Here is a 22,340-nt window from a genome sequence, read left to right on the forward strand (position 1 = left end):
GTTCGTATTATAAATAATTACTTAAAGAAGAAAGCGAAACCTTCACCTCACTACCTTCCTTCATATTCCGCAGCATAGCTGTTTCTGTACTAAGTTCTTCTTCCCCAATAATAAGCACATAAGGGATATTCTCTTTATTGGCATAATTAAGGGCACGTTTTAATTTGCGTCCTGCTAGTTCAAGTTCGACTTTTAAGGAAGTGGTAGAACGTAATTGCTGGGCAAGTTGTAAGCATTGTAATTCTGTCCCAAGCGGGATGATAAATACATCCGCTGTAGATGATATCGTTTCTTTCTGTGATAGTGCTGTATAAATAACGTCTAAACCGAATGAAATACCGACTGTTGGATAGTTCACATTATCACCACGGAATGCTCCGATAATGTTATCGTAACGGCCGCCACTACCTATGCTAGATGTAATTGAGCCATCTTTTAGGAAGATTTCATATACAGTCCCTGTATACATTGTGAGTCCTCTTGCTAAAAACGGATTGAATATCGTATTTTCATTTATTCCAAGAGCGATTAAATATTGCTGTAATTGTTGCAATTCGTTTACTCCATCGGCAACGAGTTGGTTATTGAAAGCTTCTTTAAAGTCAACAATTGTAAGCTTTAGACAAGATAATACAGTATTACATATTGTATCAGCCATTTCTTCAGAAATGCCGCGCTCTAATACATCTTTTCGTACACCATCAATCCCAATCTTTTCGATTTTATCTAATGATAAAATGACGTCACTCGTTAACTCAGTAGGGATGTTAATAGACTCGAGAATACCGTTTAATAATTTTCGGTTGTTATATTGGATCGTTATTTCTAAGTTTAACGTTCGGAACAGTTCAAACGCCATGCTCATAAGTTCAGCTTCTGCCATGACAGACTCAACACCGACAATATCAACGTCGCATTGTATAAATTCACGAAATCTTCCTTGTTTAATTGGCCCATCTCGAAACACTTTCCCGATTTCATACCGTTTAAAAGGAAGGCGGATGTTCGGATTCATTGCCACAACTTTTGCGAATGGAATTGTCAAATCGTAACGTAAGGCAAGTTCGCGTTTTCCTTGATCTTGAAGCGTATATATTTCTTTTAATATTTCATCGCCACCGCCGTACTTGTATGACATAAGCTCATACATATTTAACGTCGGAGTTTCTAACGGTTTACATCCGTATCGTTCAAACGTGTCTTCGCACGCTCTTTTAATTTTATTTCGCAGCACTTGTTCTTCTGGTAAATAGTCTTTCGTTCCCTTTACATTTTTCATTTCCATCATAATCACTCCTTTTTAAATTAAAAAAAGCTATGCAGGTATAAAAATACCCACATAGCTTTATGAACGCTTCGTGGGTAAACAGGAAAAGCCCTGTACCCACGAAGAAAAATTTTTCTTCGGATACACGGCGTTACGTATGATGATGAAGTTGGAAAGACGTATTAAAATTTTGCATTAGAAATCTCTCCTTAACATAAGTTTTTCAAAATTATATCAGATGATTTTTGAATTATCAATATTTTTAGTTTTGAAATATACGTGAAGTTATGTAGGAGAAATGGAAAAGGGTGTATAATAAAACTTAATAATATGAAATAACCTTTTAAGGAGATCACTATGAAAAAAGATAAAACAAATGCGATGCGAATATTAGATAAAGAAAAAATTGAATATTCGATGATGTCATATGATCCAGATGATGGGAAAATTGATGGCGTATCAGTAGCCGAGAAAATTGGACGAGAAGTGAGAGAAGTATATAAAACGTTAATTGCTCAAGGAAATAGTAAAAATTATCATGTCTTTATTATTCCAGTAGATGAGGAATTAAATTTAAAAGCTGCCGCAAAAGCAGTAAGTGAAAAGAAAATTGAAATGATTCCCGTAAAAGATATTACGAAAGTATCAGGATATATTCGCGGCGGTTGTTCACCAGTCGGAATGAAAAAGTTGTTTTCTACATGTATCGATGAAAGCGCCCAATCGCTTGAAACGATCATTGTAAGCGGCGGGAAAATCGGTATCCAAATTGAGCTTAAAGTGGATGACTTAGCGAAAGTGACGAGAGCGCAGTTTGGTGAGGTAACGAAGTAAACATACATAGGAAAAGAAATTCTAGTTTTATTAAATTTAGATAAAGATTTATAGGATAATTAGTCCATTATGAGGGCGGATTATCCTTTTTATTTACGTAATAAAACGTTATGTTAACCGACTATGTATACAGTATTCAACCGAAAACAAACAACATATCAACTCTCTGAAATGGTAAAATAGGGAAAAGGGCATTCTGAATAATACCTTTAGAAACCACTATTTATCACATAGGGGTTTTCAAAAAAAGTAAAGGGGGGGGATAAATGAAATATATTAATGGATTGTACATATCACTTATATTGATGATGTTCATTAATTTACTTAATTTCACAATTTTTGATAATAAATACTCAGGGATAACAATGTATCTTTCTTCCGTTATATTCATAATTGGGAGCGCATTTTTCGGAAGTGCAAAACGGCTTAAAATGAGTGAGAAAAAATAAACCATTTAGGAGGTGATAATCATTAATGAAACAACAAGAGCAAGTTATCTTACGTGAGGTTCAGCGATCCCCAATTTGGGTATGGATACTCATATTAGGGATCGCCATGCTGATGTGGTATGGATTTATTCAACAAATTATTCTTGATATCCCGTTTGGAGATAAACCAGCTCCTAATGGTGTATTAATTGTTATATGGTTGTTTTTCGGGATTGCCTTTCCTGTATTAATGCTTGGAGTATTGAAACTGATCATTGAGGTCCGTGAAAAAGGTCTTTATGTCCGCTTTGTTCCTTTTCATTTTCAATATAAGCAGTACCTTTTCAAAGATATACATCATTATGAATGCATTACTTACAGTCCTATAAAACGATTTGGAGGATGGGGAATTCGTTTTAATCTTAAGAATGAAAAAGCCTATAACATGAATGGAAATAAAGGTATAGAGTTAAAGTTGCAATATAACACAGTAGTAATCGGCACTCAAAAATCAGACGAATTAAAAAAAGCACTGGACTCAGTACAAAAAGTATAATGAAAATTAAACTTTAATAAACGGGCACAATTCAACAATTTCTACTAGGTATACCTACTTTAAAAACAACTTGAATTTACTTCCAATATCGAAAATTATGTAAATAAGCTGTTCACTGGATTCCCATAGAAAACTGTGATGAGATGAAATGTTTGATTTTGAAGCACTTCAAAATCTTAGCTAGATGGCTATGTAGCGGTACCAACATTAAAAAGGCAGGAATATATCAAATATGTTCCTGCCTTTGATTTTAGACAGATGTTTCCTAACAGTTGATTTTGTAAATGAAAGTCGAATTTAAATCCATATTTTGTGTGAAATATAAAACATATAATAAAAGTATGAGGTGATACAGTGAGAGAGATTCATATTCATAAAATCATTGCGAATAAGAGAAAAGAAAAGGGAATTACGCAGGAAGAGTTAGCGGCGTATATCGGTATTACGAAGGCATCTGTTTCCAAATGGGAGACGGGACAGAGTTATCCAGATATAACATTTTTACCACTGTTAGCATCATACTTTAACATTAGTATAGATGAACTAATTAGTTATACACCGCAAATGAAACAGGAAGATATTAAAAATTTATATCATAGACTCGCAGAAGCTTTTAGTGAAAAACCGTTTGATGAAGTGATGATAGAGTGCAGAGGAATAATCAAAAAATATTATTCTTGTTTTCCATTATTACTTCAAATGGGACTACTTTTTATTAATCACCATATGTTAACGGAGGATACGGATAAAAGAATTGAAATGTTAGAAGAGGCAATGCATCTCTTTAGCAGGGTACAGGAAGAAAGTGGCGATGTTTCTCTTGTGAAAGAGGCGGTATCGTTTCAAGCAACTTGCTATCTTATACTCAATAGACCGAATGAGGTGCTTCAATTACTTGGCGAAACGATACGTCCTAACGTCCCAGCGGAAGATTTAATCGCACAGGCGTATCAAATGCTTGGAAATACTGAAAAAGCGAATGAAATAATGCAAATTAGTATGTACCAACATTTAATACAACTTGTTGCGACAATACCGAATTATGTAGTAGTAAATGCCTCAAGCGCTGAAAAAGTAGAGGTAATTTTAAATAGAGCTTTCATGTTAATAGATATATATGAAATAGAAACATTACATCCCAATATGACTTTAAAAGTATACTATGCTGCTGCACAAGTATATTGTATGCAAGGGAATTTTGAAAGAGCATTAGAAATGTTACGGAAATATGCAGCGGTTTGTGCGGCGAGCTTTACAGTAAATAGTCTACATTTACATGGAGATTCCTATTTTGATGCGATTGATGGATGGTTTGCAGAGTTTCCACTTGGTGCTAAAACAGTTAGAAATGAAGAGATTATAAAGCGAAGTATGTTACAAAGTATTGCAGAGAATCCAGTTTTCGCTCCGATGAAAGATGTAAGAGAGTACAAAAATATAATAGCGAGTTTGAAATTCAAATTAGATATAACTGAATAAAAGGAGGGTTCATATAATGACCTTTGACGAATATGAAGTAGCGATAAAGAGGGAATTAACTTTGCTAGGTACGATTACTAAACCGAAAGCCGACGGGAAGTATGCAGCGGTTGTCATTATCGCTGGATCTGGAGAGATTGATCGTGATGGAACGATAGTACCGCTAAAGCTTGAGTCGAACATATATAAAGATTTAGCACATGTATTGGCGAGGCTTGGGGTAGTGACGCTCCGCTTTGATAAGCGCGGAGTAGGAAAGAGTGACGGAGATATCATGAAGACTGGAATGTGGGATTTAGTTAGTGATATAGAGTCTACGATTACGTATTTAAAAGAACAGCCATTTGTTGATCCAGAAAATATCATTTTAGCTGGTCATAGTGAAGGATGTATGTTGGCAACAGTAGTAAATGCAAGAAGACCAGTTAATGGGCTTATCCTTCTTACAGGGGCTGCGGAATCATTAGAAGAGGCTATGAAAAGACAAAGAGAAATTGCATATAAAGAACTAAAAGAGCAGAAAGGAATAAAAGGAAAACTAATGCGTCTTCTCAATGTGGAGAAACGTGGAGAAAAGCAGATGGAAAAAATAAAAGAGAAAATGATGAACACAGAAAAAGATACGATTAAAGTTGGTTTTAAACCGATGAATGCAAAGTGGTTTAGAGAGCATTTTCAGCATGACATCTATAAAGACTTACAACAAGTAACATGTCCAGTACTAGCTATTGCTGGTGATAAAGATATTCAGGCTGACCCTGAAAGAGCGAAGCGGATCGGTGATTATGTGAAGGGTGATTCTGCAGTACATGTAATCAAAGATATGGATCATAGTTTAAAAAGTTTTGAGGGGGAGTTCAAAGCTTTAGATTTTAAAAAGAATTATGAAAAAGGAGCGAGAAAGTCCCTTCATCCAGAGCTGGAAGAAATAATTGTGAATTGGATGGATACGCATTTTATCTCGCAACATGCGGGTAGAAAGATTTTCGGCTCAATATTAGGCGAAAGTGAGGAAGTTGGAAGGAAGAGTAATTGTCTGTAAAAAAACGGTTGTTGTAGATTGATTTAGTTTAGTATATGAATTTATTTTTTACGAATTCATTCATTATAAAATGTTCGTTTTTATTAATTATCGCAATAAAAACGAACATTTTTTTATTTTAAATAAATTGGGTAATTAGATTATAACATTAATGTGTATGATTGAATATCATAATAATATAATGGAGGTGATGTTATATGGCTCTTACTACAGGCCCAATTGAAAACGTAGGTAATCAACCTGCTAATGCAAATAGAGTTAGGGTGAAGATCCTTAACCGTACTGCTGGCCCACTTACTGGAGTAGCTAGAGTTTTTAGACTTGACGGTTCAATAGTATTAATTGAACAGGTAAACTTTAATGTGAATTCTAATGCTTCTACTATTACAACTCTAAGTTTAGTTCATCCTGCTTTTGGACAAGCACTTGAATATGAAGTTCAAATTGTTCCTAATCAACCTGGTGGACTATATAGTGTTTATGGGCTAACAGCTGAAAGTGTTATCATTACTGCACAACGTGTTGTGAACGCAGAATTAACACAGTTTCTTTAATTAAAATAGATTGGTGCCTATATGGTATCCAATCTATTTTTGTACTTATTCTTCAGAGGAAGAAGGGCTTTACACAAAAATAAAGACAGTTATGGAAAAAGGAAAAGTCGAACTATCATCTTGATTTTTATTATTTCTGTCTTAGACCGTATCTGTTTTGTTGCACGGTTTTCTTTGAATGCTTTTTATTCAAACTGTTTTTTTTAAGTATTTATCAAATATGCATTATTGCATAAATAAATTTAAATTTATAAGTTAATATTAAACTACTTTTTAATTGTAAAGAATATTTTAATAATCTTTACGGGAGAAGGATATTTCTTGTGAAAAGTAAAATTGTTTGGAAAGTAGATAAACAAAAAGTTTGGAAATGATATAAACTCAATAGAGTTTTGTATTAAATAAAAAGAAAAGGGTGGGTATGGGTTTCTAAAAGTTTTGGGGGGAGAAAGCATTTTTTAGTTAGTAGCTTCAAATTATATTTTAAAGGGGAATGGGTATATGAAGTTTCGAAATACAAAGATTGCTATGGTTACACTATCTTCATTTTTTATTTTAGGTTCTGCATCTCTATCATTCACAGATACTATACACGGTGAAGTAGCTCCTGCATCAGCACAAGAGATTATTGTAAAAAGTTATGACGATACATATTATAATAATGCAATAGGAAAAACGGGGTTAGAATTAAAGAAGGAACTGCATAATATTATTGATAATCATACAAAGTTATCATACAGTGCGGTTTGGGAAGCACTAAGAGATACTGATGAAGATCCAAATAATAAAAATAATGTGATACTCTTATATACTGGTCGTTCGCAAGGGAAGCTTACGAATGGATCAGGAGTAAATAACTGGAACCGAGAGCATGTTTGGGCAAAATCTCACGGTGACTTTGGAACGACTGCAGGACCTGGAACAGATCTACATCATTTAAGAGCGACGGATGTATCTGTAAATAGTTCACGTGGAAATCTAGATTTTGATAATGGTGGTGTGAATCATTCTGAAGCGACAGAGTGTAAATATGATAGTGATTCTTGGGAACCTCGTGATAGTGTAAAAGGAGATATCGCTAGAATGCTGTTTTATATGGCTGTTCGTTACGAGGGAGACAACGGCGAAATAGATTTAGAACTAAATGAAAAAGTGAATAACAATAAAGATCCATACATGGGGAAACTATCTGTCTTATTAAAATGGAATGAACAAGACCCGGTCGATGATTTAGAGCGAAAGCGTAATGAAGTGATTTTTACAAAATATCAACATAACCGCAATCCTTTTATTGATCATCCTGAATGGGTAAATAAAATCTGGAACTAAGATTTTTAAAGGTATTATAGTTTGATAAAAGGGATTGATCATTATGATCAATCCCTTCTTATATTTTTACTAGAATAAATGATTTTAATAGGACTAGTGAGGGAAATAGAATAGATATTTATATGGAACGATAGTACTTATTTATCTAGTTAAGTATTTAGTAAGGTCCCCACTCAATATTCACCCCAACAATAAGAAAAACAAGTCCAATGATAAACCAAATGAGTGCAAGTGGAGCCATGAAACGAATCCATTTTCCATAAGAAATCCCGCTCGCTGCGAGAACGCCCATTAAAACACCAGAAGTTGGATTTAAGCAGTTTACTACACCTTCTCCAAGCATAACAGCTTGTACTGTAACTTGGCGTGTAATGTGCATGAAATCAGCTAATGAAGCTAATATCGGAATGAAAATAACCGATTCTCCTGTCCCGGATGAAATGAGGAAATGTAATGCGGCACTACTCACATACATGCCGATAACACCAAATACAGGGCTTTGTCCTTCGAGAGCTTGTGCGAGTTGGTTAACGATTGTATCAAGTAATTTGCCTTGTTCTAAAATGACTGAAATACAGCGAGCCATTCCGACGATTAAAGCACCGTAGATAAGATTTTGGCAGCCAGTTAGAAAAGTGGATGCGATATCGTTTGCTTTCATGCCACCTATTATTCCTGCTGTAATTGCAATGAAAATAAAAGTAGCGGTCATTTCTGCGTCCGTCCAATGTAGACGAAAAGCGCCTATTAAAAATGCAATTAATGATAAAGCTGAAACGAGTAAAATTAATTTATGACGTATCGTCCAAGGGACTTCTTTTTTCTCTGTTTCTTTTTCGCTTGAAAGAGCGTTACTAGGAAACCAGTTGTCGCCAAGGATGCTTCCTTTATTTGATTTTTTCAAGCGTTTTACATACCAATTTATATAAAGGATAGTGGCAAGTAAAAAAGATATATAGATTGCGGTGCGTAAACCAATCCCGGAAAACATCGGAAGTTCTGCGATCTTTTGTGAAATGCCTAAAGGTGAGGGAGATAAAATAGTAGCATTAAAACCAGCATAAGTACCTAAATAAATAATTGCTACACCGACGATAGCGTCCCATTTTAACGTGCGTGCAACGATGATGCCGATGGGGATAAAACCGATAACTGAGTTAACGATAATACCAGTCGTTCCAAGAATAGAAAAAAGCGCAGCAACTATACAAATGAAAAGTAATTGCTGATTACGAAATTTGTTAATAACATGATAGATTAAACCGTCAAGAGCACCTGTTTTTTCAAGAATTGCAATGGCTCCACCTGTAAATAAAATTAGAAAGATAATAGGAGCAGCAAGTGTCATTCCTTTTTCAATAGCGGTAAAAAAAGAAACAAATCCTACGGGTGATTGCGGAACAGAATGGTAGCTACCTGGTATTGTCGTTGTAACGGTCCCGTTTGTAACCCTTTTAAATTCTCCAGCAGGAACGAAGTACGTAGCAATGGCGCAAAGTAAGGCAATAAAAAATAGTAGTACGTACGCATCAGGCATTTTAAACTTTGGTTTACTAGGTTGTTTTTTTGCCTCAGTTTGTATTTGCATAAAATCCCTCCTTCTTCACTTGGTTAATTTTTAATATTCTGAATTTAATCTGTGAAATAGATTATAATAAAGCTAGCTTCTTAAGGCAATAGTTTTTGTATCCTTTCCCGTACATACAAATTATTGCAATATTAGACAGGGAAACGATAATAAGCCAAGAATATGTTATGTAGAAAGAAAAAGGAAAAGAGGGAACAAGATGTGGAAAACTACTGATCTATGTGATGAATTTGAAAAGGAATTACAAATATGTCGCCAGTCTTTTCGGTCTTTTGGGAAGAAAGAACAATTCCACGGGAAAATTGCAACTGTAAAAGTGAAAGATGATAATGTACTAGTGAAGGAAGGATTGCAAACATTACCAGAAGGAACAGTATTAGTTGTTGATGGCGGAGCGTCTACGAATTGTGCTTTACTCGGTGATAATTTGGCAGCTATTGCGGAAGAAAGAAAGCTAGCAGGAATTATTGTGAATGGGTATGTTCGTGATTCTAGTGAACTAAAGAATATTAATATTGGTATTTTAGCGTTAGGAACGATGCCAAATAGAAGTGTGAAAGAAGGAAAAGGAGAACGAAATATTTCATTGCACTTTGGACAAGTAGAATGGAATCCAAATGAATATGTCTATGCGGATGAAGATGGCGTCATTATTAGTGAAAAGAGTTTACATAGTTAAGAGTTAATAAGTTATTATTCTTAGAAAATAAATCCGATAAAGCATGGACAAAATTCTTTGTCAATAGTAAAATAATACAGAAATTTAAAATTTACAGAATGTATAGGTTTATCGTTTTACGATAACTTAAATGGGAGTAAGTTGTGCCAAGAAAAGTGAATGTTATCACAATGATACGTTCATAAACAAAATTATTTTTCCTATACAAATATAGCCGCGAATGATGCGGGTAGGAGGTGTTGTACATTTTTGTTCGACACTTACAAAAAGAGAGTGTCAATCGCACGCCCTTGAAGGGCCTTTTTTTGTGTAAATGGTAGTAAGGGAGGAAATTTTGGGATGGCAATGTTGAAAAAATGGCTGCTTACGTCGTTAATGGCAGTGACACTTGTATTTGTTTCTTTTGCGAATACAGTACATATTACGTTTGCTGAAGGAAATACAGCAAAACTTGCAATTATTGGGGAATCACAAAAAGGCATTATGTTATGTCCGAAAGAAGAGCAAATTAAAGATGGGGAAACAGCTTTAAGTTTGCTGCAAAGGGTCATGGGGGACAAGGTAGAATCTGAAACGATGTCGTTTGGAACATATGTAAAAGGCATCGATGGTTTAATGGCCGGGGCTACAAGTGCTTGGCTGTATGATGTAAATGATCAGTCTGCAGAAGTCGGAGCAGATAGTTATAAATTAAAATCTGGAGACGTTGTTGTCTTTCGTTTTGTTTCAGACTGGAGCAATATAAGCCAGGAAACATTGAAAGAAACGTTAGATAAGTTCGGAACGTGTAAAACAGAAGAACCAAAACCAGAAGGCGAAAATGGTAAACCGACAGTCGAGCCAAAACCAGAAGGTGAAAATGGTAAGCCGACAGTCGAGCCAAAACCGGAAGGTGAAAATGGCAAACCGACAGTCGAGCCAAAACCGGAAGGTGAAAATGGTAAACCGACAGTCGAGCCAAAACCGGAAGGTGAAAATGGTAAACCGAAAGTTGATCCAAAACCAGAAGGTGAAAATGGTAAAAAACCAGAACAACCAAAGCAAGAGAATGTTCAAATTCCAGCGAAGCAATTAGAGGAAGCAATCTCAAAAACATCTGACAAGATGTTACAAGATGGAATCGAAAGTGATTGGGTAGCTGTAGCGCTTTCTCGTTCTGGAAAGAATGTGCCAATTGAGGCAAAATTAAATTATGTTAAGTCAGTAACTGAAAAAGTAGAAAAGCGCATTAATCGTTTTTCAGCGACAGATTTAGCTAGAACGATTATAATGATGAATGCAATGAGTGCAGACCCTAAAAATGTAGGTGGACATAATTTAGTTCAAAAATTGTATGAGTCAGATAAAGTGAATTCTGTTACAGGTTATGCATTTGCTTTACTTGCATTTGATACGAAGAAGTATGAGATTCCAGTTGAATCAAAATGGAACAGAGTTGCTCTAGTGGAAGCACTGTTAAATAATCAGCATTCAGACGGTGGATGGACTTATAATAGTTCAGGTAGTAAAGATAGTGCTAGTAGCGTTGATGTAACAGGTATGGTTTTATCAGCATTAGCTCCTTATCAAGAGCGATCAGATGTGAAACCAGCTATACAAAAAGCTGTTGCGTATTTATATAACGAACAGCTGCAAAATGGCGGTTTTTCAGCTGATGGACAAGAAAATTCAAATAGTACTGCGCAAGCAATTATTGGATTATCGCTTGTTAAAGATGTAGATCAAAATCGTCTTCATAAGGCAATGCAAAACCTATTATCATATCAACTTTCAAATGGTGAATTTAAATGGTTACCAAGTGATCAAAATGGTAACGGAATGGCTACAGAACAGGCTCTTTTAGCATTACTTCAATTTAAGGAAATGGGAAAATCTATTTATGATTGGTCTAATGTAGACGCTGGTGATGTAATTAAGCCAAAACCGATTGAAGAGCCAGAAAAGGTCGTTGAACCAGAAAATAATGTAGTAGAAAAAGAAGTTACTGAAGAACCGAAAGAACAAAAACAAGTACAACAAGAAACAAAAGATGAAAATCTAAAAGTAGTTGTAGATAACGAATCGGTTAAGAATAAAAAAATCGGAAACGGTAACAGTCTACCAAAAACAGGAGCATCTTCTCATAGTGCAGCAACAGAAGTAGGTATGGGTGTATTATGTATTGCTTCTGCATATGTATTATGGAGACGTAAAGCAGCTTAACAAAAAATTAGGAGCAATTATTTGCTCCTAATTTTCGTATGAAAGGTGAGATATAGGATGAGTAAGGTGAAATGGTTCATTTCTTTACTGCTTTCGCTCGGGCTACTTGCCGGATGTGAAGAGGCAGCTGTAAAGCCTGAGAAGAAGGTAGAACCGAAGCAAGAAGAGGTAGCGAAACAAGAAGAACAAAAAAATGAAGCGAAGCCGGAAGAAAAAACAGAAGAAAAGCAAGCTGAATCAGAGCAAAAGCAGCAAGAAGAACAGAAAGAGAAACAAGAACAAAAAGTAGAAGAGAAGCCGAAAGAGGAAAAGCCGCAGGCACAACCAGAGGTAAAGAAAGAAGAGAAACAACAGGAACAACCGAAAGAGCAACCTGCTGTAAATAAGCAACCAGAGCAGCAACAAGTACAAGAAGAGAAACAACAACCGAAAGCACCAGAAGTAAAAGAAGAAGCAAAGGTTGTGAATCAGCCGAAAGAAACACCGAAGCAGGAGCAAAAGAAAAAGCCAGAAGAGAACAATAGTGTACCAGCTCCACCAACACCGGTACCACCACCAAACCCAGTGCCACCACCAGTACCACCAGTACCTAAAGCAAAACAAGTAACAATCTCGGTAAAAGGAAATAACGGATATATAATGGGTGCGAAAAAGATGGATGTACAAGATGGCGATACTGTGTATAAAGTATTACAACGTACAGGATTAGATGTTGATGCAAGCGGATCTAGAGATAGTATTTATGTAAAAGGTATTAATGATTTATATGAAAAAGATATTGCGGATACTAGTGGATGGAAATATCGTGTGAACGGTGCTTTTCCAAACCATAGTGCTGGTGTAGCTACGGTAAAACCAGGAGATACAATTGAGTGGGTATACGTATTACAATAAGAAAGGCATTCGGTAAAGGGCTATGAAAATAAGTTTTTCTTCTTTACATCCTTTTGTGAATTTTTTCTATTATATCGGGGTGATGATACTATGTATGATGTGTCTTCATCCTCTTTTTTTAATTGGAGCAATAGTATTAATTATTATGTTAAATGTGATGCAAGGAAATAGCGAAAAGATAAGAAAGATGCTACCGAGCACAATTGTTTTCTTCTTTATGGTAATTTTATTTAATTCGTTATTAACGCATAGAGGTCGAACTACGTTATTTTGGTTAGGTGATAGCCGTATTAAGCTTGAGGCGATTATGTTTGGAATAGTAATGGGGTTATTACTAGTTGCAGTTATGTTTACGTTTGCGTCATACAATGATATTATTTCCAGTCATAAATTTTTATATTTGTTTTCAAGAATTTCACCGAAAGTTGCATTGTTAACGATGATTACAGTGAGATTTGTTCCTTTGTTTATAAGGCGATTAAAGAAAATCACACTCGTTCAAAAGACGAAAGGTGTGCAGGTAGATTCAGGTTCGATAATTGAACGCGTCAAAAATGGTATGCAATTGCTGCAAGTATTATTAATTTGTTCATTAGAAGATGCACTGCAAACGGCAGATTCTATGCAAGCTCGTGGATTTGGTGTAACGAAGCGTACGACGTATATTCGCTATAGAATGGAAAGGCGTGACTGGTATACGCTCAGTTATTTAATCATTCTATTTATAGCTGCTATTATATGTAGTAATTATGGCGGAGGGAAATTAATTATTTATCCGAAAGTCGAATCGATTCTATTTCAACAATACGACGGGATGATGTTTGTCGTATTTACGATGTTTATTAGTTTACCAATCATAATGGAAGGGAGAGAATGGATATGGTGGCGCATGCAGAAATAAACAATTTATCATTTGTATATGCTGATGAAAACGAATATGCGTTACAGCATATTTCTCTTTCTGTTCAAAAAGGTGAGTTTATTGCACTTGCTGGAGGATCGGGATCTGGGAAGACGACTTTATTAAAACATTTTAAAAAGGAGTTACTTCCAATTGGTACGCGTTCTGGGGATACATATTATGATGGTACTTTATTAGAAAATATACCTGATTTGTTATCTGCTCAAGAAATTGGTATGGTATTTCAAAATCCAGAAAATCAACTCGTAATGGATACAGTTATTCAAGAATTAGCATTTTCTTTAGAAAATATTGGGTTACCATCACATATTATTCAAAAACGAATAGCAGAGCTCATTAGCTTCTTAGGATTTCAAGATTTATTGCACCAATCTGTTCATACGTTATCTGGCGGACAAAAGCAACTTGTTAATTTAGCTGCGGTATTAGTTATGCAGCCAAAGTTATTATTATTAGATGAACCGACAGCACAATTAGATCCAATTGCTGCAAAAGAGTTTTTAGGATTATTAAAACGGATTAATGAAGAACTTGGAATTACGATTGTTTTAAGTGAACATCGTTTAGATGAAGTGATACCACTTGCAACGCGCGTGATTTGTATGAATAACGGCCGAATCGCGTATGACGGTAGTCCGAAAGCGGTTGTAGCGAACATGTGGGAAGTAGAAAAGTTCCGTCCATTTATTCCGCAAATTCCAAGATTGTTTTTAGAGTGGAATGCGAAAGATATTCCGTTTACAGTGCGAGAAGCACAAATGAAAATGAATGATTTTTCAGCGATATCATATGTAAATGAGCCAATAGCACAAAGTGAAAAGCAAGAAGTCATTTTAAGTGCCGAGCATATTTCGTTTCAATATGAAAAAAATAGTCCGCTTATTTTACGAGATTTAACTGTATCGATTGAAAAAGGAAAATGGGTAGCTCTCGTTGGAAAGAATGGGACAGGGAAGTCTACACTGTTAACGCTTTTAGCTGGATTGCAAAAAGTGAGAAGAGGGAAAGTAAAGTGGAATGGGAAAGTGATACATAAAATTGATTCGAAAGAACGATTTAAAAGTATTGGGTATGTATCGCAGCATCCATATTATCATTTTACATTTGATACAGTGTGGGATGAGGTGTATGAACGTGCACGTGAATTATACGGAGAACAAGGAAAAGAAATAGCAGAAGATACGCTAAAACAGTTTTGGTTGTACTCGCTTAAAGAACGCCATCCGCACGATTGTAGCGGAGGAGAGCAACAATTACTTGCGTTATGTACGACATTATTATCAAAGCCAACTTTATTATTACTGGATGAACCGACAAAGGGGCTAGATCCGTGGAAGAAAGAAAGAGTAGGAGAGCTATTTAGGAAGCTACAAAAAGAAGGTACAACAATTGTAATGGCAACGCATGATATTGAGTTTGCAGCGAAATACGTGGATCAATGTATGATGTTATTTGATGGAGCAGTTATTATGAATGATGCACCGAAAGAATTTTTTAGTGGTAACTTCTTTTATACAACATCTATTAATCGATTCATTCGAAAAGAATTACCATATGCATTAACGTGGGAGGATGTGTACGAAGCGTGTCCAAACGATATGTTGCATTCATAATATGTATTTTTGCAGTAATAATAGGCACATTACTCTTTACTACACTTATTATGGACGGTTATTACATGTTAAGTAGTTTGTTTTTATTAGTTGTTATTATGTTACCTTTCTATATCCGTTTTGAAAGGAAGGCGTTTGTTTCACGTGAAATTGTTCTCGTTGCTGTATTAGCGGCAATTGCAGCAGTTAGCCGCGTACCATTTTCTATTTTACCGAGTGTACAACCAACTTCTTTTGTTATTATCGTTTCTGCAATTGTGTTTGGAAGTGAAGCGGGTTTTATGATCGGTGCAACAGCAGCGATTGTGTCTAACATCTTTTTAGGGCAAGGTCCGTGGACGCCGTGGCAAATGTTTTCATGGGGTATGATTGGTTTTATAGCTGGATTATTGCGTAATACATTTTTAATGAAAAAGCTATGGGGAAGACTCCTGTACGGATTGTTTGTTGGATTTTTATTTGGCTGGATTATGAATTTCTGGGGACTTCTCGGTTTTATACGAGAGGCAACGTGGGAAACAGTCATTTCGTATTACATCGCAAGTTTTTATTTCGATTTGAGCCATGCAATTTCGAATGTTGTCTTCTTACTATTATTTAGTACTTCTTGGATTACGATTCTCACAAGATTTAAAAAGAAATACGGTATATTAGATAAGCATAACATAGCATAGAAAAGCATACTCATATAAGGTAGGGTCGCGACTTACATATTCGTTTGCCTCTTTCATGCTTCTTACATATTGTAAGGAGCATTTTTTATTGTCAAAAAATAGTCCAATATATATCCGTTACTATATAAAATTATTTGTATAATAATAGGTGAGAACTATTTTCAAAAGGGAGGTGTATAGTTAATGAAGTTAGTTATTCCGAAGCAACATGGTGCATGGGCGATGCTTGCTATACCATTTCTATTAAGTGTCATACTTGGAAAACCTACTATTTATCATATTCCATTGTTTATAGCATGGTTCTTTATCTATTTAGCCGCGTATCCATTTCTTACGTACATAAAGCAAAGAAGAAAAAAAGAATTTTTACATGCTGCCATTGTTTACTTTACTATCGCGTTCCTATTTGGGATGATTTCTTTATTATATGAGTGGCGAATTCTTTTATTCGTAATAGTAATGATTCCATTATTTATAGTGAATATGTATTACGCTCGTCAAAAAAATGAAAGAGCTCTATTAAATGATATTTGTGCGATCATTGTGTTTTGTGTTGGTGGGTTAATTAGTTATTATTTTTCAATGAAACAAATCGATCATACAGCATTATTCATTGCACTTATTTCATTCTTATACTTTTTAGGTAGTACGTTTTATGTGAAAACGATGATACGTGAGAAAAATAATCCGAAGTATCGTTTTATATCTTGCGGTTATCATATTCTATTAACAATCATTGTATTTGCAATTAATCCGTGGTGCACCCTTATTTTTATACCAAGTGTCATTCGAGCCATTATATTGTATGGCAAAAAAATTTCTATTATAAAAGTAGGGATTTTAGAAATTGTGAATTCTGTATATTTTTTAATCATAACGGCAATAATTATGAAGTATGCCATTTGAAAAAACTTCCCACCTTATGATGGGAAGTTTTTTCAATCTTGTTCTAAAATGTGAACGGTGTAATCGCAGCGTTGAATAGCTTGTTCGATCGCATAAAGGGATTGCTCAATACGAGCGCGATTAAAATCTTTTTCAACAGTCTGTAGTGCTTCTTCTAAACAATGTTTTGCTTCTTGTAATGATTGAAAAGAATCTTGTACATATCCGCGAGCATTTTGATGCATTTCATAATCCTCCTTGCATATTCATATATGTATAGTATGAACAGTAAAGAAGAAAATATTATTTGTTATATTTGTTTGACAATTAAAGTGGAATTACGTATAGTAAGAATTAAGTGAATATTTTCTTATCCAGAGAGGTGGAGGGACTGGCCCGATGAAACCCAGCAACCGCGATGCAGGTGCTAATTCCAGCAGAACATATTTGTTCTGGGAGATAAGACGAAGATATATACGTAACTTCTTCTTATCGGAGAGGTTTTTTTATTGCAAAAAAACCGATTACGAAAATTTATATTAAGAAGAAAGGGGTTGCGCATTACTGTGACACTCGAAAAATACGTAAAACTGCGTAGTACAGTTTATGAATATATGATAGAGCAAGATAAGCCGATATCATTGTTAGATATTCAAGAACATATCGTTTCGCATCATGAAGGAAAATTCACGAAAAAGATGTTGCATCAATTTTATTTATCAAGATTATTAGACGAACTAAAACTGGATGGGAAAATTACATTAGCTGATGAATATCTCTATGCTGAAAAAGGGGTATTGTATAAGGCGAGAAAAGGGAGCTAAGCTCTCTTTTTTTCTTAAAATAACGGAGTATGTAGAGTAAAAGACTGCTAAAGCAGCCTGATACAGGGAATGGTGTTGAGTGTGTAGTGTCAAAAATTGAATGTGCCTGAAAGAGGCAATTCATATCGGCTGCAAATGAAAAGAGACACCTTCGCCGAATAGGTGTCAGTCGTTTTGTCACGTAGACTTGCTACTTAACAGTAATTAGAATAACATGCAGGATTTTTGAAGTCAAAAGGGAATTAAAGGAAGGGGTACAATTATGTACGCTTACTTATTAAAAGATATAACGAAATGGATCCCAAAGTACATTGTAGATAAGGGATATGAATATTATGAAGATGGGCATGTAGAAGATGTTGAAATACAAGATAAAAAAGTGTTTGCTTTCGTTACTGGAAATGCAGGGAATTATGAAGTAGTTATCGATCTCGAAGATTTTTCAGAAAGTAACTGTGAGTGTCCCTATGAAAATTATTGTAAACATATGGCGGCAGTTGTTTATGATATTCAAGGTGCTGGTGAGAGTGCAGTTAAAGAGAAACTGAAAGATTTAGAAAAAGAAGAGTTACTTACTGTATTAAATCGACTGTTGCAAAGTTCGAAAAACGTACAAATTGTAGAGAAGTTATTAAAGAAGGAGAAACTTTAACGTATAGAGGGAGTTGTTATGTAGTGAATGTACTAATTGTATACGCTCACCCTAATCCTTCAAGTTTTAACGGGGCAATTTTAGAGCATGTGCAAAAAGGGCTACAGGAAACAAATCATTCAGTTACCGTACTTGATTTATACAAAGAACAATTTAATCCAGTCCTCGTATTTAATGAAGAGAAGAAAAGACGTGATTTAGTAAATGAAGAAGAAACAGCTCGGTACAGAACGTTAGTAGAAGAAGCGGATACACTTTTATTCATCTATCCAATATGGTGGTGGGGGATGCCAGCAATTTTAAAAGGATTTATCGATCGTATTTTCGTAGCTGGATTTGCTTATAAATATGAAGGGGCTCTGCCGAAAGGATTATTGCAAGGGAAAAAAGCGTGGGTTATTAATACGTTAGACTCGCCTCTATGGTACGTCGCATTGTTATATCGATCAGCAGATTGGATTATAATGAAGAGAGGTGTTTTACGTTTTTGTGGCATTCGCGATATAAAACGGTCAGTGTTTCAATCTGTGAAAACGAGTAAAGTATCAAAGCGTGAAAAATGGTTATTACAAATAGAAGAAAAGGCTCGTACATTATGAATGAAGTCGATCGTATTATAAACTGTGTTCAGTATGATGGCGAACTTTTTCGGAAGTATGTTACGTGTTTACTTCAATTGAAAAATGCAGCGATACATTTCAACAAATTCAAATAGAGTTAAGAAATGATTATTTTAATAAGAGGAATTTGTGAAAGAGAAGTTGATGAGGTAGTACGGAGAAGTAAAGAATATGAAATGCATTTTCTTCCTAAAGCGTTACAGTGGAATTTTTTGAGGGAACATCCACACCTGATCGGAAAAATTTGCGAAGATTTTTTTGCATTTGAGTCATTACATCTTACGGAGTTAGAGTGGGAGAAGATTATAAATTGCATGGGAAATAAATGATTTATTATGTAAAAAAGCTAGTATAAAACTAGCTTTTCGTTTAAATAAATAAGAAGCATAGACTAATGATAAAACCTGCATATAGTAAGTTCACAACACAAAATCCCATAATGTCACGAGCACCTAAACCAGCTATCGCTAATGCTGGTAATGCCCAGAAAGGTTGAATTAAATTCGTCCAAGCATCGCCCCATGCAATTGCCATTGCTGTTTTTGCAGCAGGTACACCAAGTTCAGCGCCAGCTGGAATCATAATTGGTGCTTGCACGGCCCATTGACCGCCTCCAGATGGAACGAAGATATTAACGATGCCAGCACTTAAAAATGTAAAGAGAGGAAAAGTCGTTTCATTTGAAATGCTAATAAAGAAATTAGAAATAGCTCCTCCAAGTGAAAGTCCTTCACTATTTGCTCCAATCATCATGCCCATAATTCCTGCGTAAAACGGAAATTGAAGTAAAATGCCAGAAGCACTTTTCGTAGAGTCTGAAAAAGCGCGAATATACTGAATCGGAGTGCGGTGGAAAATAAGTCCAGCAATTAATAACATAAAAATCACGATATCGAGAGTAAGATTAAATCCTTTCGTATAAAAGTAATTGAAAATATAAATGAGACCTAACAATCCAACGCAAAGTGTAATAATGATGCTATTTTCCATTTTTTCAGCGAATGTATTTTTTTCTACTTCTTGAGCAGCAGCTTCTTCATGGAACACGCTAGGATCTACAGTTATCGTATGTTTTTCATCTGGATGCATCGCTTTATTAATGAGAGGCATCGTAACGAGAAAAATAATAACTGGAACGAGAGCGTATGGTGAGAATAGCGTTTCTGTTATTGGAATCGCCTCTTTAATACTTCCAGCAGTCGTTTTAATTAACGTTTCACCGCCTGTTGCTAACGTAAGAGGGATAGAGGCAGAAAGACCGGCATGCCAAATGAGGAATCCAGAATAAGAAGAGGCGATTGCTAGTCTATAATCTAATCCTTCTAATTGTCTTGCTACTTCCTTTGCGTATAAAACAGATACAATAATTCCAAAGCCCCAGTTTATGTATGCACCAAGTAAACTTACAATGGAAATGGCAATAATACCTTGTCCATTCGTTTTCGGTAGTCTGGCAGCTTTCGTTAATCCTTTTTTAATAAGAGGAGCATTTGCTAAAGCAGATCCAGTCACGAGTACAAGTGCCATTTGCATAGAAAAGGCCAGGAGTCCCCAAATTCCATTCCCCCAATGATTAATCATTTCTACAGGTGTTTGTTGAGTCGCAAACATACCAAAGAAGATAACGAAAACAGTTAGTAAACATGATAAAATAAACGGTTCTGGCAAGAAGCGCTGCACTAAGGCGACGCAACCATTTGTAAAGGAACGAAACAAAATAGATCAACCTCCTTATGTATATGTATTACAATTATTCGAGGTTGTTTGAATAATACCCTTTAATATATAGAAAATTCAGATATTTATTCCGGTTGTTTTTATTTGTTGAACCGTTATTTCATTGTGTGTTGAAGTATAGTGCAACCATCTGTTTCAAACATTGCTACTCTTAAGTTACATCATGCTACTTCTCGATTCTTACGGATTTTTATAATCTATAGTAAAAATAAAGTTATAGGAGTTGAAATTATGGAGTTCTATAAAAAGCTAAAAGAAGAACGTTTAAAGCATAACTTATCACAAGAAGAACTAGCTCTTAAATTAAACATTAGCAGACAATCAATTTCTAAATGGGAGGTTGAAAAAGGCTATCCAAATATTGAAACACTTATTGCATTAAGTGATTTATTCAATATTAGCATTGACGAATTAATTAAAGGAGATGATTTCTTGAAAGACAAAATCATTAAAGAAGGAAAAATGGGGGAATTAAAAATGACAGATCAATTCAAATGGTTATATGTAGTGAGTTCAATTTTAGTAGTATTTTGGCTTTTTGTACTGCCTTGGTCCAATTTATCAGGTCTAACATTAAGCATAATTAATCTCATAGCTGTTATTTACTTTGTAATAGTCGTACACTACATCAAAAATAATAAGAAAAAATTTTTTAATTAAATTTTAAAATGAATGCCGACAGCCAGTCAGAGTATGAATATTATCCAATTGCTGTCGGCTTTAGTTAATTCAGATTTAATTTAAATTTTGATACTCGAATTGTTGAAGTAATGGTAGTATCTCCATGCCTATCAAGTTAAAACCTTATACCAACCCCAGAACGGAATTTTTGTACAATTTTTTTGTTGTTTAGCAATCAGTCCAGATTGTTGAATAAAATGTGTTGAAATCAAATAAATAAGTCATTTAGGAGGTGGAATTGCTAATGAAGCAACAAGAACAAGTTATCTTTCGTGAGGTTCAGCGGCCACAACAAATTTGGATATGGATACTCATATTAGGGATCGCCATACTGATGTGGTATGGATTTATTCAACAAATTATCTTTGATATTCCGTTTGGAGATAAACCAGCTCCTAATGGTGCATTAATTGTCTTGTGGTTAGTTTTTGGGATTGCTTCTCCTATATTAATGCTTGGGGTATTGAAGCTAATCATTGAGGTTCGTGAAAAAGGTCTTTATGTTCGTTTTGTACCTTTTCATTTTCAATATAGGGAGTATCTCCTCAAAGACATACGTCACTATGAAAGTATTACTTACAGTCCGTTAAAAAGATTTGGAGGATGGGGAATTCGTTTTAATTTTAAGGGTGAAAAAGTCTATAACATGAATGGAAAGAAAGGCATAGAGTTAAAGTTGATATATAATTCAGTTGTAATAGGTACTCAAAAACCGGACGAACTAAAAAAAGCATTGGACTCGGCAAAACAGCATAATGAAAATTAAACTGTAGCAAATGAGCGCTTTAATGGAGGAGAGGTCACAAAAATAATCAAACTCTTTTATGATGGAAACATTCATTACGTGATTAGTAAATTCAAACACAATAGCCAATGTGTT

General features: G+C 35.0%; 23 protein-coding genes, 1 pseudogene and 1 riboswitch. Of the genes and pseudogenes, 20 read left to right on the forward strand and 4 right to left on the reverse strand.

What is annotated here, in order from left to right:
- Positions 1 to 7: 7 nt before the first annotated feature.
- Complete coding sequence (locus tag ACTJJY_RS16985; RefSeq protein ID WP_440606079.1) at positions 8 to 1,285, reverse strand: histidine--tRNA ligase; 1,278 nt, start codon at positions 1,283 to 1,285, stop codon at positions 8 to 10.
- 339 nt (positions 1,286 to 1,624) lie between these two features.
- Between ACTJJY_RS16985 and ybaK the strand changes: the two genes are divergently transcribed.
- The 7 genes from ybaK (at position 1,625) to ACTJJY_RS17020 (ending at position 7,489) form a co-directional block, all read left to right on the forward strand.
- Entirely contained in the window at positions 1,625 to 2,101 is a 477-nt protein-coding gene (gene ybaK, locus ACTJJY_RS16990) for a Cys-tRNA(Pro) deacylase (RefSeq protein ID WP_098313891.1), read from the forward strand.
- 266 nt (positions 2,102 to 2,367) lie between these two features.
- Positions 2,368 to 2,550, forward strand: a complete 183-nt coding sequence (locus tag ACTJJY_RS16995) for a hypothetical protein (RefSeq protein WP_000875162.1) — start codon at positions 2,368 to 2,370, stop codon at positions 2,548 to 2,550.
- 25 nt (positions 2,551 to 2,575) lie between these two features.
- Positions 2,576 to 3,085: a DUF6141 family protein gene (locus ACTJJY_RS17000; RefSeq protein ID WP_440606080.1), complete on the forward strand. Its 510-nt coding sequence runs from the start codon at positions 2,576 to 2,578 to the stop codon at positions 3,083 to 3,085.
- 354 nt (positions 3,086 to 3,439) lie between these two features.
- Positions 3,440 to 4,564, forward strand: coding sequence for a helix-turn-helix domain-containing protein (locus ACTJJY_RS17005; RefSeq protein ID WP_440606081.1), 1,125 nt, complete (start codon positions 3,440 to 3,442; stop codon positions 4,562 to 4,564).
- 16 nt (positions 4,565 to 4,580) lie between these two features.
- Positions 4,581 to 5,606 (forward strand): alpha/beta hydrolase family protein, encoded by a 1,026-nt coding sequence (locus ACTJJY_RS17010; RefSeq protein ID WP_440606082.1) that lies wholly within the window; start codon positions 4,581 to 4,583, stop codon positions 5,604 to 5,606.
- Between the two features lie 197 nt (positions 5,607 to 5,803).
- A complete protein-coding gene (locus ACTJJY_RS17015; RefSeq protein WP_440606083.1) occupies positions 5,804 to 6,160 on the forward strand; it encodes an ATPase in 357 nt (118 codons plus the stop codon).
- Positions 6,161 to 6,661: 501 nt separating this feature from the next.
- Positions 6,662 to 7,489, forward strand: coding sequence for an endonuclease I family protein (locus ACTJJY_RS17020; protein ID WP_016512554.1), 828 nt, complete (start codon positions 6,662 to 6,664; stop codon positions 7,487 to 7,489).
- 157 nt (positions 7,490 to 7,646) lie between these two features.
- Here the strand turns inward: ACTJJY_RS17020 and ACTJJY_RS17025 are convergent, their stop codons facing one another.
- A complete protein-coding gene (locus ACTJJY_RS17025) occupies positions 7,647 to 9,077 on the reverse strand; it encodes a YfcC family protein (RefSeq protein ID WP_440606084.1) in 1,431 nt (476 codons plus the stop codon).
- A 199-nt stretch (positions 9,078 to 9,276) separates the two neighbouring features.
- On the opposite strand from ACTJJY_RS17025, the gene rraA reads away from it, so the two are divergent.
- From rraA to ACTJJY_RS17060, 7 genes are all read left to right on the forward strand, one after another.
- Positions 9,277 to 9,756: a ribonuclease E activity regulator RraA gene (gene rraA, locus ACTJJY_RS17030; protein WP_029442832.1), complete on the forward strand. Its 480-nt coding sequence runs from the start codon at positions 9,277 to 9,279 to the stop codon at positions 9,754 to 9,756.
- A gap of 339 nt (positions 9,757 to 10,095) precedes the next feature.
- Entirely contained in the window at positions 10,096 to 11,958 is a 1,863-nt protein-coding gene (locus tag ACTJJY_RS17035; protein WP_440606085.1) for a DUF4430 domain-containing protein, read from the forward strand.
- 57 nt (positions 11,959 to 12,015) lie between these two features.
- Positions 12,016 to 12,852, forward strand: coding sequence for a DUF4430 domain-containing protein (locus tag ACTJJY_RS17040; RefSeq protein WP_440606086.1), 837 nt, complete (start codon positions 12,016 to 12,018; stop codon positions 12,850 to 12,852).
- A gap of 22 nt (positions 12,853 to 12,874) precedes the next feature.
- The gene (locus ACTJJY_RS17045) at positions 12,875 to 13,753 is read left to right on the forward strand and encodes an energy-coupling factor transporter transmembrane component T (RefSeq protein ID WP_002101120.1); all 879 of its coding nucleotides are present in this window, start codon (positions 12,875 to 12,877) and stop codon (positions 13,751 to 13,753) included.
- Positions 13,726 to 15,387, forward strand: a complete 1,662-nt coding sequence (locus tag ACTJJY_RS17050) for an ABC transporter ATP-binding protein (RefSeq protein ID WP_440606087.1) — start codon at positions 13,726 to 13,728, stop codon at positions 15,385 to 15,387. Before ACTJJY_RS17045 ends, ACTJJY_RS17050 begins: the two co-directional genes overlap by 28 nt.
- The gene (locus ACTJJY_RS17055; protein WP_023522507.1) at positions 15,360 to 16,061 is read left to right on the forward strand and encodes an ECF transporter S component; all 702 of its coding nucleotides are present in this window, start codon (positions 15,360 to 15,362) and stop codon (positions 16,059 to 16,061) included. The genes ACTJJY_RS17050 and ACTJJY_RS17055 overlap by 28 nt, the downstream gene beginning before the upstream one ends.
- Positions 16,062 to 16,244: 183 nt before the next feature.
- Complete coding sequence (locus ACTJJY_RS17060; protein WP_440606088.1) at positions 16,245 to 16,967, forward strand: YwiC-like family protein; 723 nt, start codon at positions 16,245 to 16,247, stop codon at positions 16,965 to 16,967.
- 32 nt (positions 16,968 to 16,999) lie between these two features.
- Here the strand turns inward: ACTJJY_RS17060 and ACTJJY_RS17065 are convergent, their stop codons facing one another.
- Positions 17,000 to 17,191 (reverse strand): hypothetical protein, encoded by a 192-nt coding sequence (locus ACTJJY_RS17065; RefSeq protein WP_000554029.1) that lies wholly within the window; start codon positions 17,189 to 17,191, stop codon positions 17,000 to 17,002.
- A gap of 122 nt (positions 17,192 to 17,313) precedes the next feature.
- Positions 17,314 to 17,412, forward strand: a riboswitch (SAM riboswitch).
- A 100-nt stretch (positions 17,413 to 17,512) separates the two neighbouring features.
- On the opposite strand from ACTJJY_RS17065, the gene ACTJJY_RS17070 reads away from it, so the two are divergent.
- The 4 genes and pseudogenes from ACTJJY_RS17070 to ACTJJY_RS17085 all read left to right on the forward strand — a co-directional run bounded on the left by ACTJJY_RS17070 (position 17,513) and on the right by ACTJJY_RS17085 (position 19,371).
- Positions 17,513 to 17,770, forward strand: a complete 258-nt coding sequence (locus ACTJJY_RS17070; RefSeq protein ID WP_000171476.1) for a hypothetical protein — start codon at positions 17,513 to 17,515, stop codon at positions 17,768 to 17,770.
- 262 nt (positions 17,771 to 18,032) lie between these two features.
- The gene (locus ACTJJY_RS17075) at positions 18,033 to 18,422 is read left to right on the forward strand and encodes an SWIM zinc finger family protein (RefSeq protein WP_440606089.1); all 390 of its coding nucleotides are present in this window, start codon (positions 18,033 to 18,035) and stop codon (positions 18,420 to 18,422) included.
- Positions 18,423 to 18,445: 23 nt separating this feature from the next.
- A complete protein-coding gene (locus tag ACTJJY_RS17080) occupies positions 18,446 to 19,021 on the forward strand; it encodes an NAD(P)H-dependent oxidoreductase (protein ID WP_440606090.1) in 576 nt (191 codons plus the stop codon).
- Positions 19,018 to 19,371, forward strand: a pseudogene (locus tag ACTJJY_RS17085) (group-specific protein). The gene ACTJJY_RS17080 and the pseudogene ACTJJY_RS17085 overlap by 4 nt, the downstream one beginning before the upstream one ends.
- A 40-nt stretch (positions 19,372 to 19,411) precedes the next feature.
- On the opposite strand, the gene ACTJJY_RS17090 reads toward ACTJJY_RS17085, so the two are convergent.
- Positions 19,412 to 20,758, reverse strand: coding sequence for a short-chain fatty acid transporter (locus tag ACTJJY_RS17090; protein WP_440606091.1), 1,347 nt, complete (start codon positions 20,756 to 20,758; stop codon positions 19,412 to 19,414).
- A 252-nt stretch (positions 20,759 to 21,010) separates the two neighbouring features.
- Between ACTJJY_RS17090 and ACTJJY_RS17095 the strand changes: the two genes are divergently transcribed.
- Together ACTJJY_RS17095 and ACTJJY_RS17100 are read left to right on the forward strand one after the other, a co-directional pair.
- Positions 21,011 to 21,439, forward strand: a complete 429-nt coding sequence (locus ACTJJY_RS17095; RefSeq protein ID WP_440606092.1) for a helix-turn-helix domain-containing protein — start codon at positions 21,011 to 21,013, stop codon at positions 21,437 to 21,439.
- Positions 21,440 to 21,704: 265 nt separating this feature from the next.
- Positions 21,705 to 22,226: a DUF6141 family protein gene (locus tag ACTJJY_RS17100; RefSeq protein WP_440606093.1), complete on the forward strand. Its 522-nt coding sequence runs from the start codon at positions 21,705 to 21,707 to the stop codon at positions 22,224 to 22,226.
- Positions 22,227 to 22,340: the final 114 nt, after the last annotated feature.

Source organism: Bacillus sp. 22475 (assembly GCF_052044835.1).
GTDB classification, from domain to species: Bacteria; Bacillota; Bacilli; order Bacillales; family Bacillaceae_G; genus Bacillus_A; species Bacillus_A cereus.

Excerpts from the sequence above, each read along its gene's own strand:
- ACTJJY_RS17040 (WP_440606086.1), top strand. The coding sequence starts at position 12,016 with ATGAGTAAGGTGAAATGGTTCATTTCTTTACTGCTTTCGCTCGGGCTA.
- ACTJJY_RS17060 (WP_440606088.1), top strand. The coding sequence starts at position 16,245 with ATGAAGTTAGTTATTCCGAAGCAACATGGTGCATGGGCGATGCTTGCT.
- ACTJJY_RS17020 (WP_016512554.1), top strand. The coding sequence starts at position 6,662 with ATGAAGTTTCGAAATACAAAGATTGCTATGGTTACACTATCTTCATTT.
- ACTJJY_RS17010 (WP_440606082.1), top strand. The coding sequence starts at position 4,581 with ATGACCTTTGACGAATATGAAGTAGCGATAAAGAGGGAATTAACTTTG.
- ACTJJY_RS17000 (WP_440606080.1), top strand. The coding sequence starts at position 2,576 with ATGAAACAACAAGAGCAAGTTATCTTACGTGAGGTTCAGCGATCCCCA.
- ACTJJY_RS16985 (WP_440606079.1), bottom strand. The coding sequence starts at position 1,285 with ATGGAAATGAAAAATGTAAAGGGAACGAAAGACTATTTACCAGAAGAA.
- ACTJJY_RS17095 (WP_440606092.1), top strand. The coding sequence starts at position 21,011 with ATGGAGTTCTATAAAAAGCTAAAAGAAGAACGTTTAAAGCATAACTTA.
- rraA (WP_029442832.1), top strand. The coding sequence starts at position 9,277 with ATGTGGAAAACTACTGATCTATGTGATGAATTTGAAAAGGAATTACAA.
- ybaK (WP_098313891.1), top strand. The coding sequence starts at position 1,625 with ATGAAAAAAGATAAAACAAATGCGATGCGAATATTAGATAAAGAAAAA.
- ACTJJY_RS16995 (WP_000875162.1), top strand. The coding sequence starts at position 2,368 with ATGAAATATATTAATGGATTGTACATATCACTTATATTGATGATGTTC.
- ACTJJY_RS17025 (WP_440606084.1), bottom strand. The coding sequence starts at position 9,077 with ATGCAAATACAAACTGAGGCAAAAAAACAACCTAGTAAACCAAAGTTT.
- ACTJJY_RS17015 (WP_440606083.1), top strand. The coding sequence starts at position 5,804 with ATGGCTCTTACTACAGGCCCAATTGAAAACGTAGGTAATCAACCTGCT.
- ACTJJY_RS17045 (WP_002101120.1), top strand. The coding sequence starts at position 12,875 with ATGAAAATAAGTTTTTCTTCTTTACATCCTTTTGTGAATTTTTTCTAT.
- ACTJJY_RS17035 (WP_440606085.1), top strand. The coding sequence starts at position 10,096 with ATGGCAATGTTGAAAAAATGGCTGCTTACGTCGTTAATGGCAGTGACA.
- ACTJJY_RS17075 (WP_440606089.1), top strand. The coding sequence starts at position 18,033 with ATGTACGCTTACTTATTAAAAGATATAACGAAATGGATCCCAAAGTAC.
- ACTJJY_RS17065 (WP_000554029.1), bottom strand. The coding sequence starts at position 17,191 with ATGCATCAAAATGCTCGCGGATATGTACAAGATTCTTTTCAATCATTA.
- ACTJJY_RS17050 (WP_440606087.1), top strand. The coding sequence starts at position 13,726 with ATGGATATGGTGGCGCATGCAGAAATAAACAATTTATCATTTGTATAT.
- ACTJJY_RS17100 (WP_440606093.1), top strand. The coding sequence starts at position 21,705 with ATGAAGCAACAAGAACAAGTTATCTTTCGTGAGGTTCAGCGGCCACAA.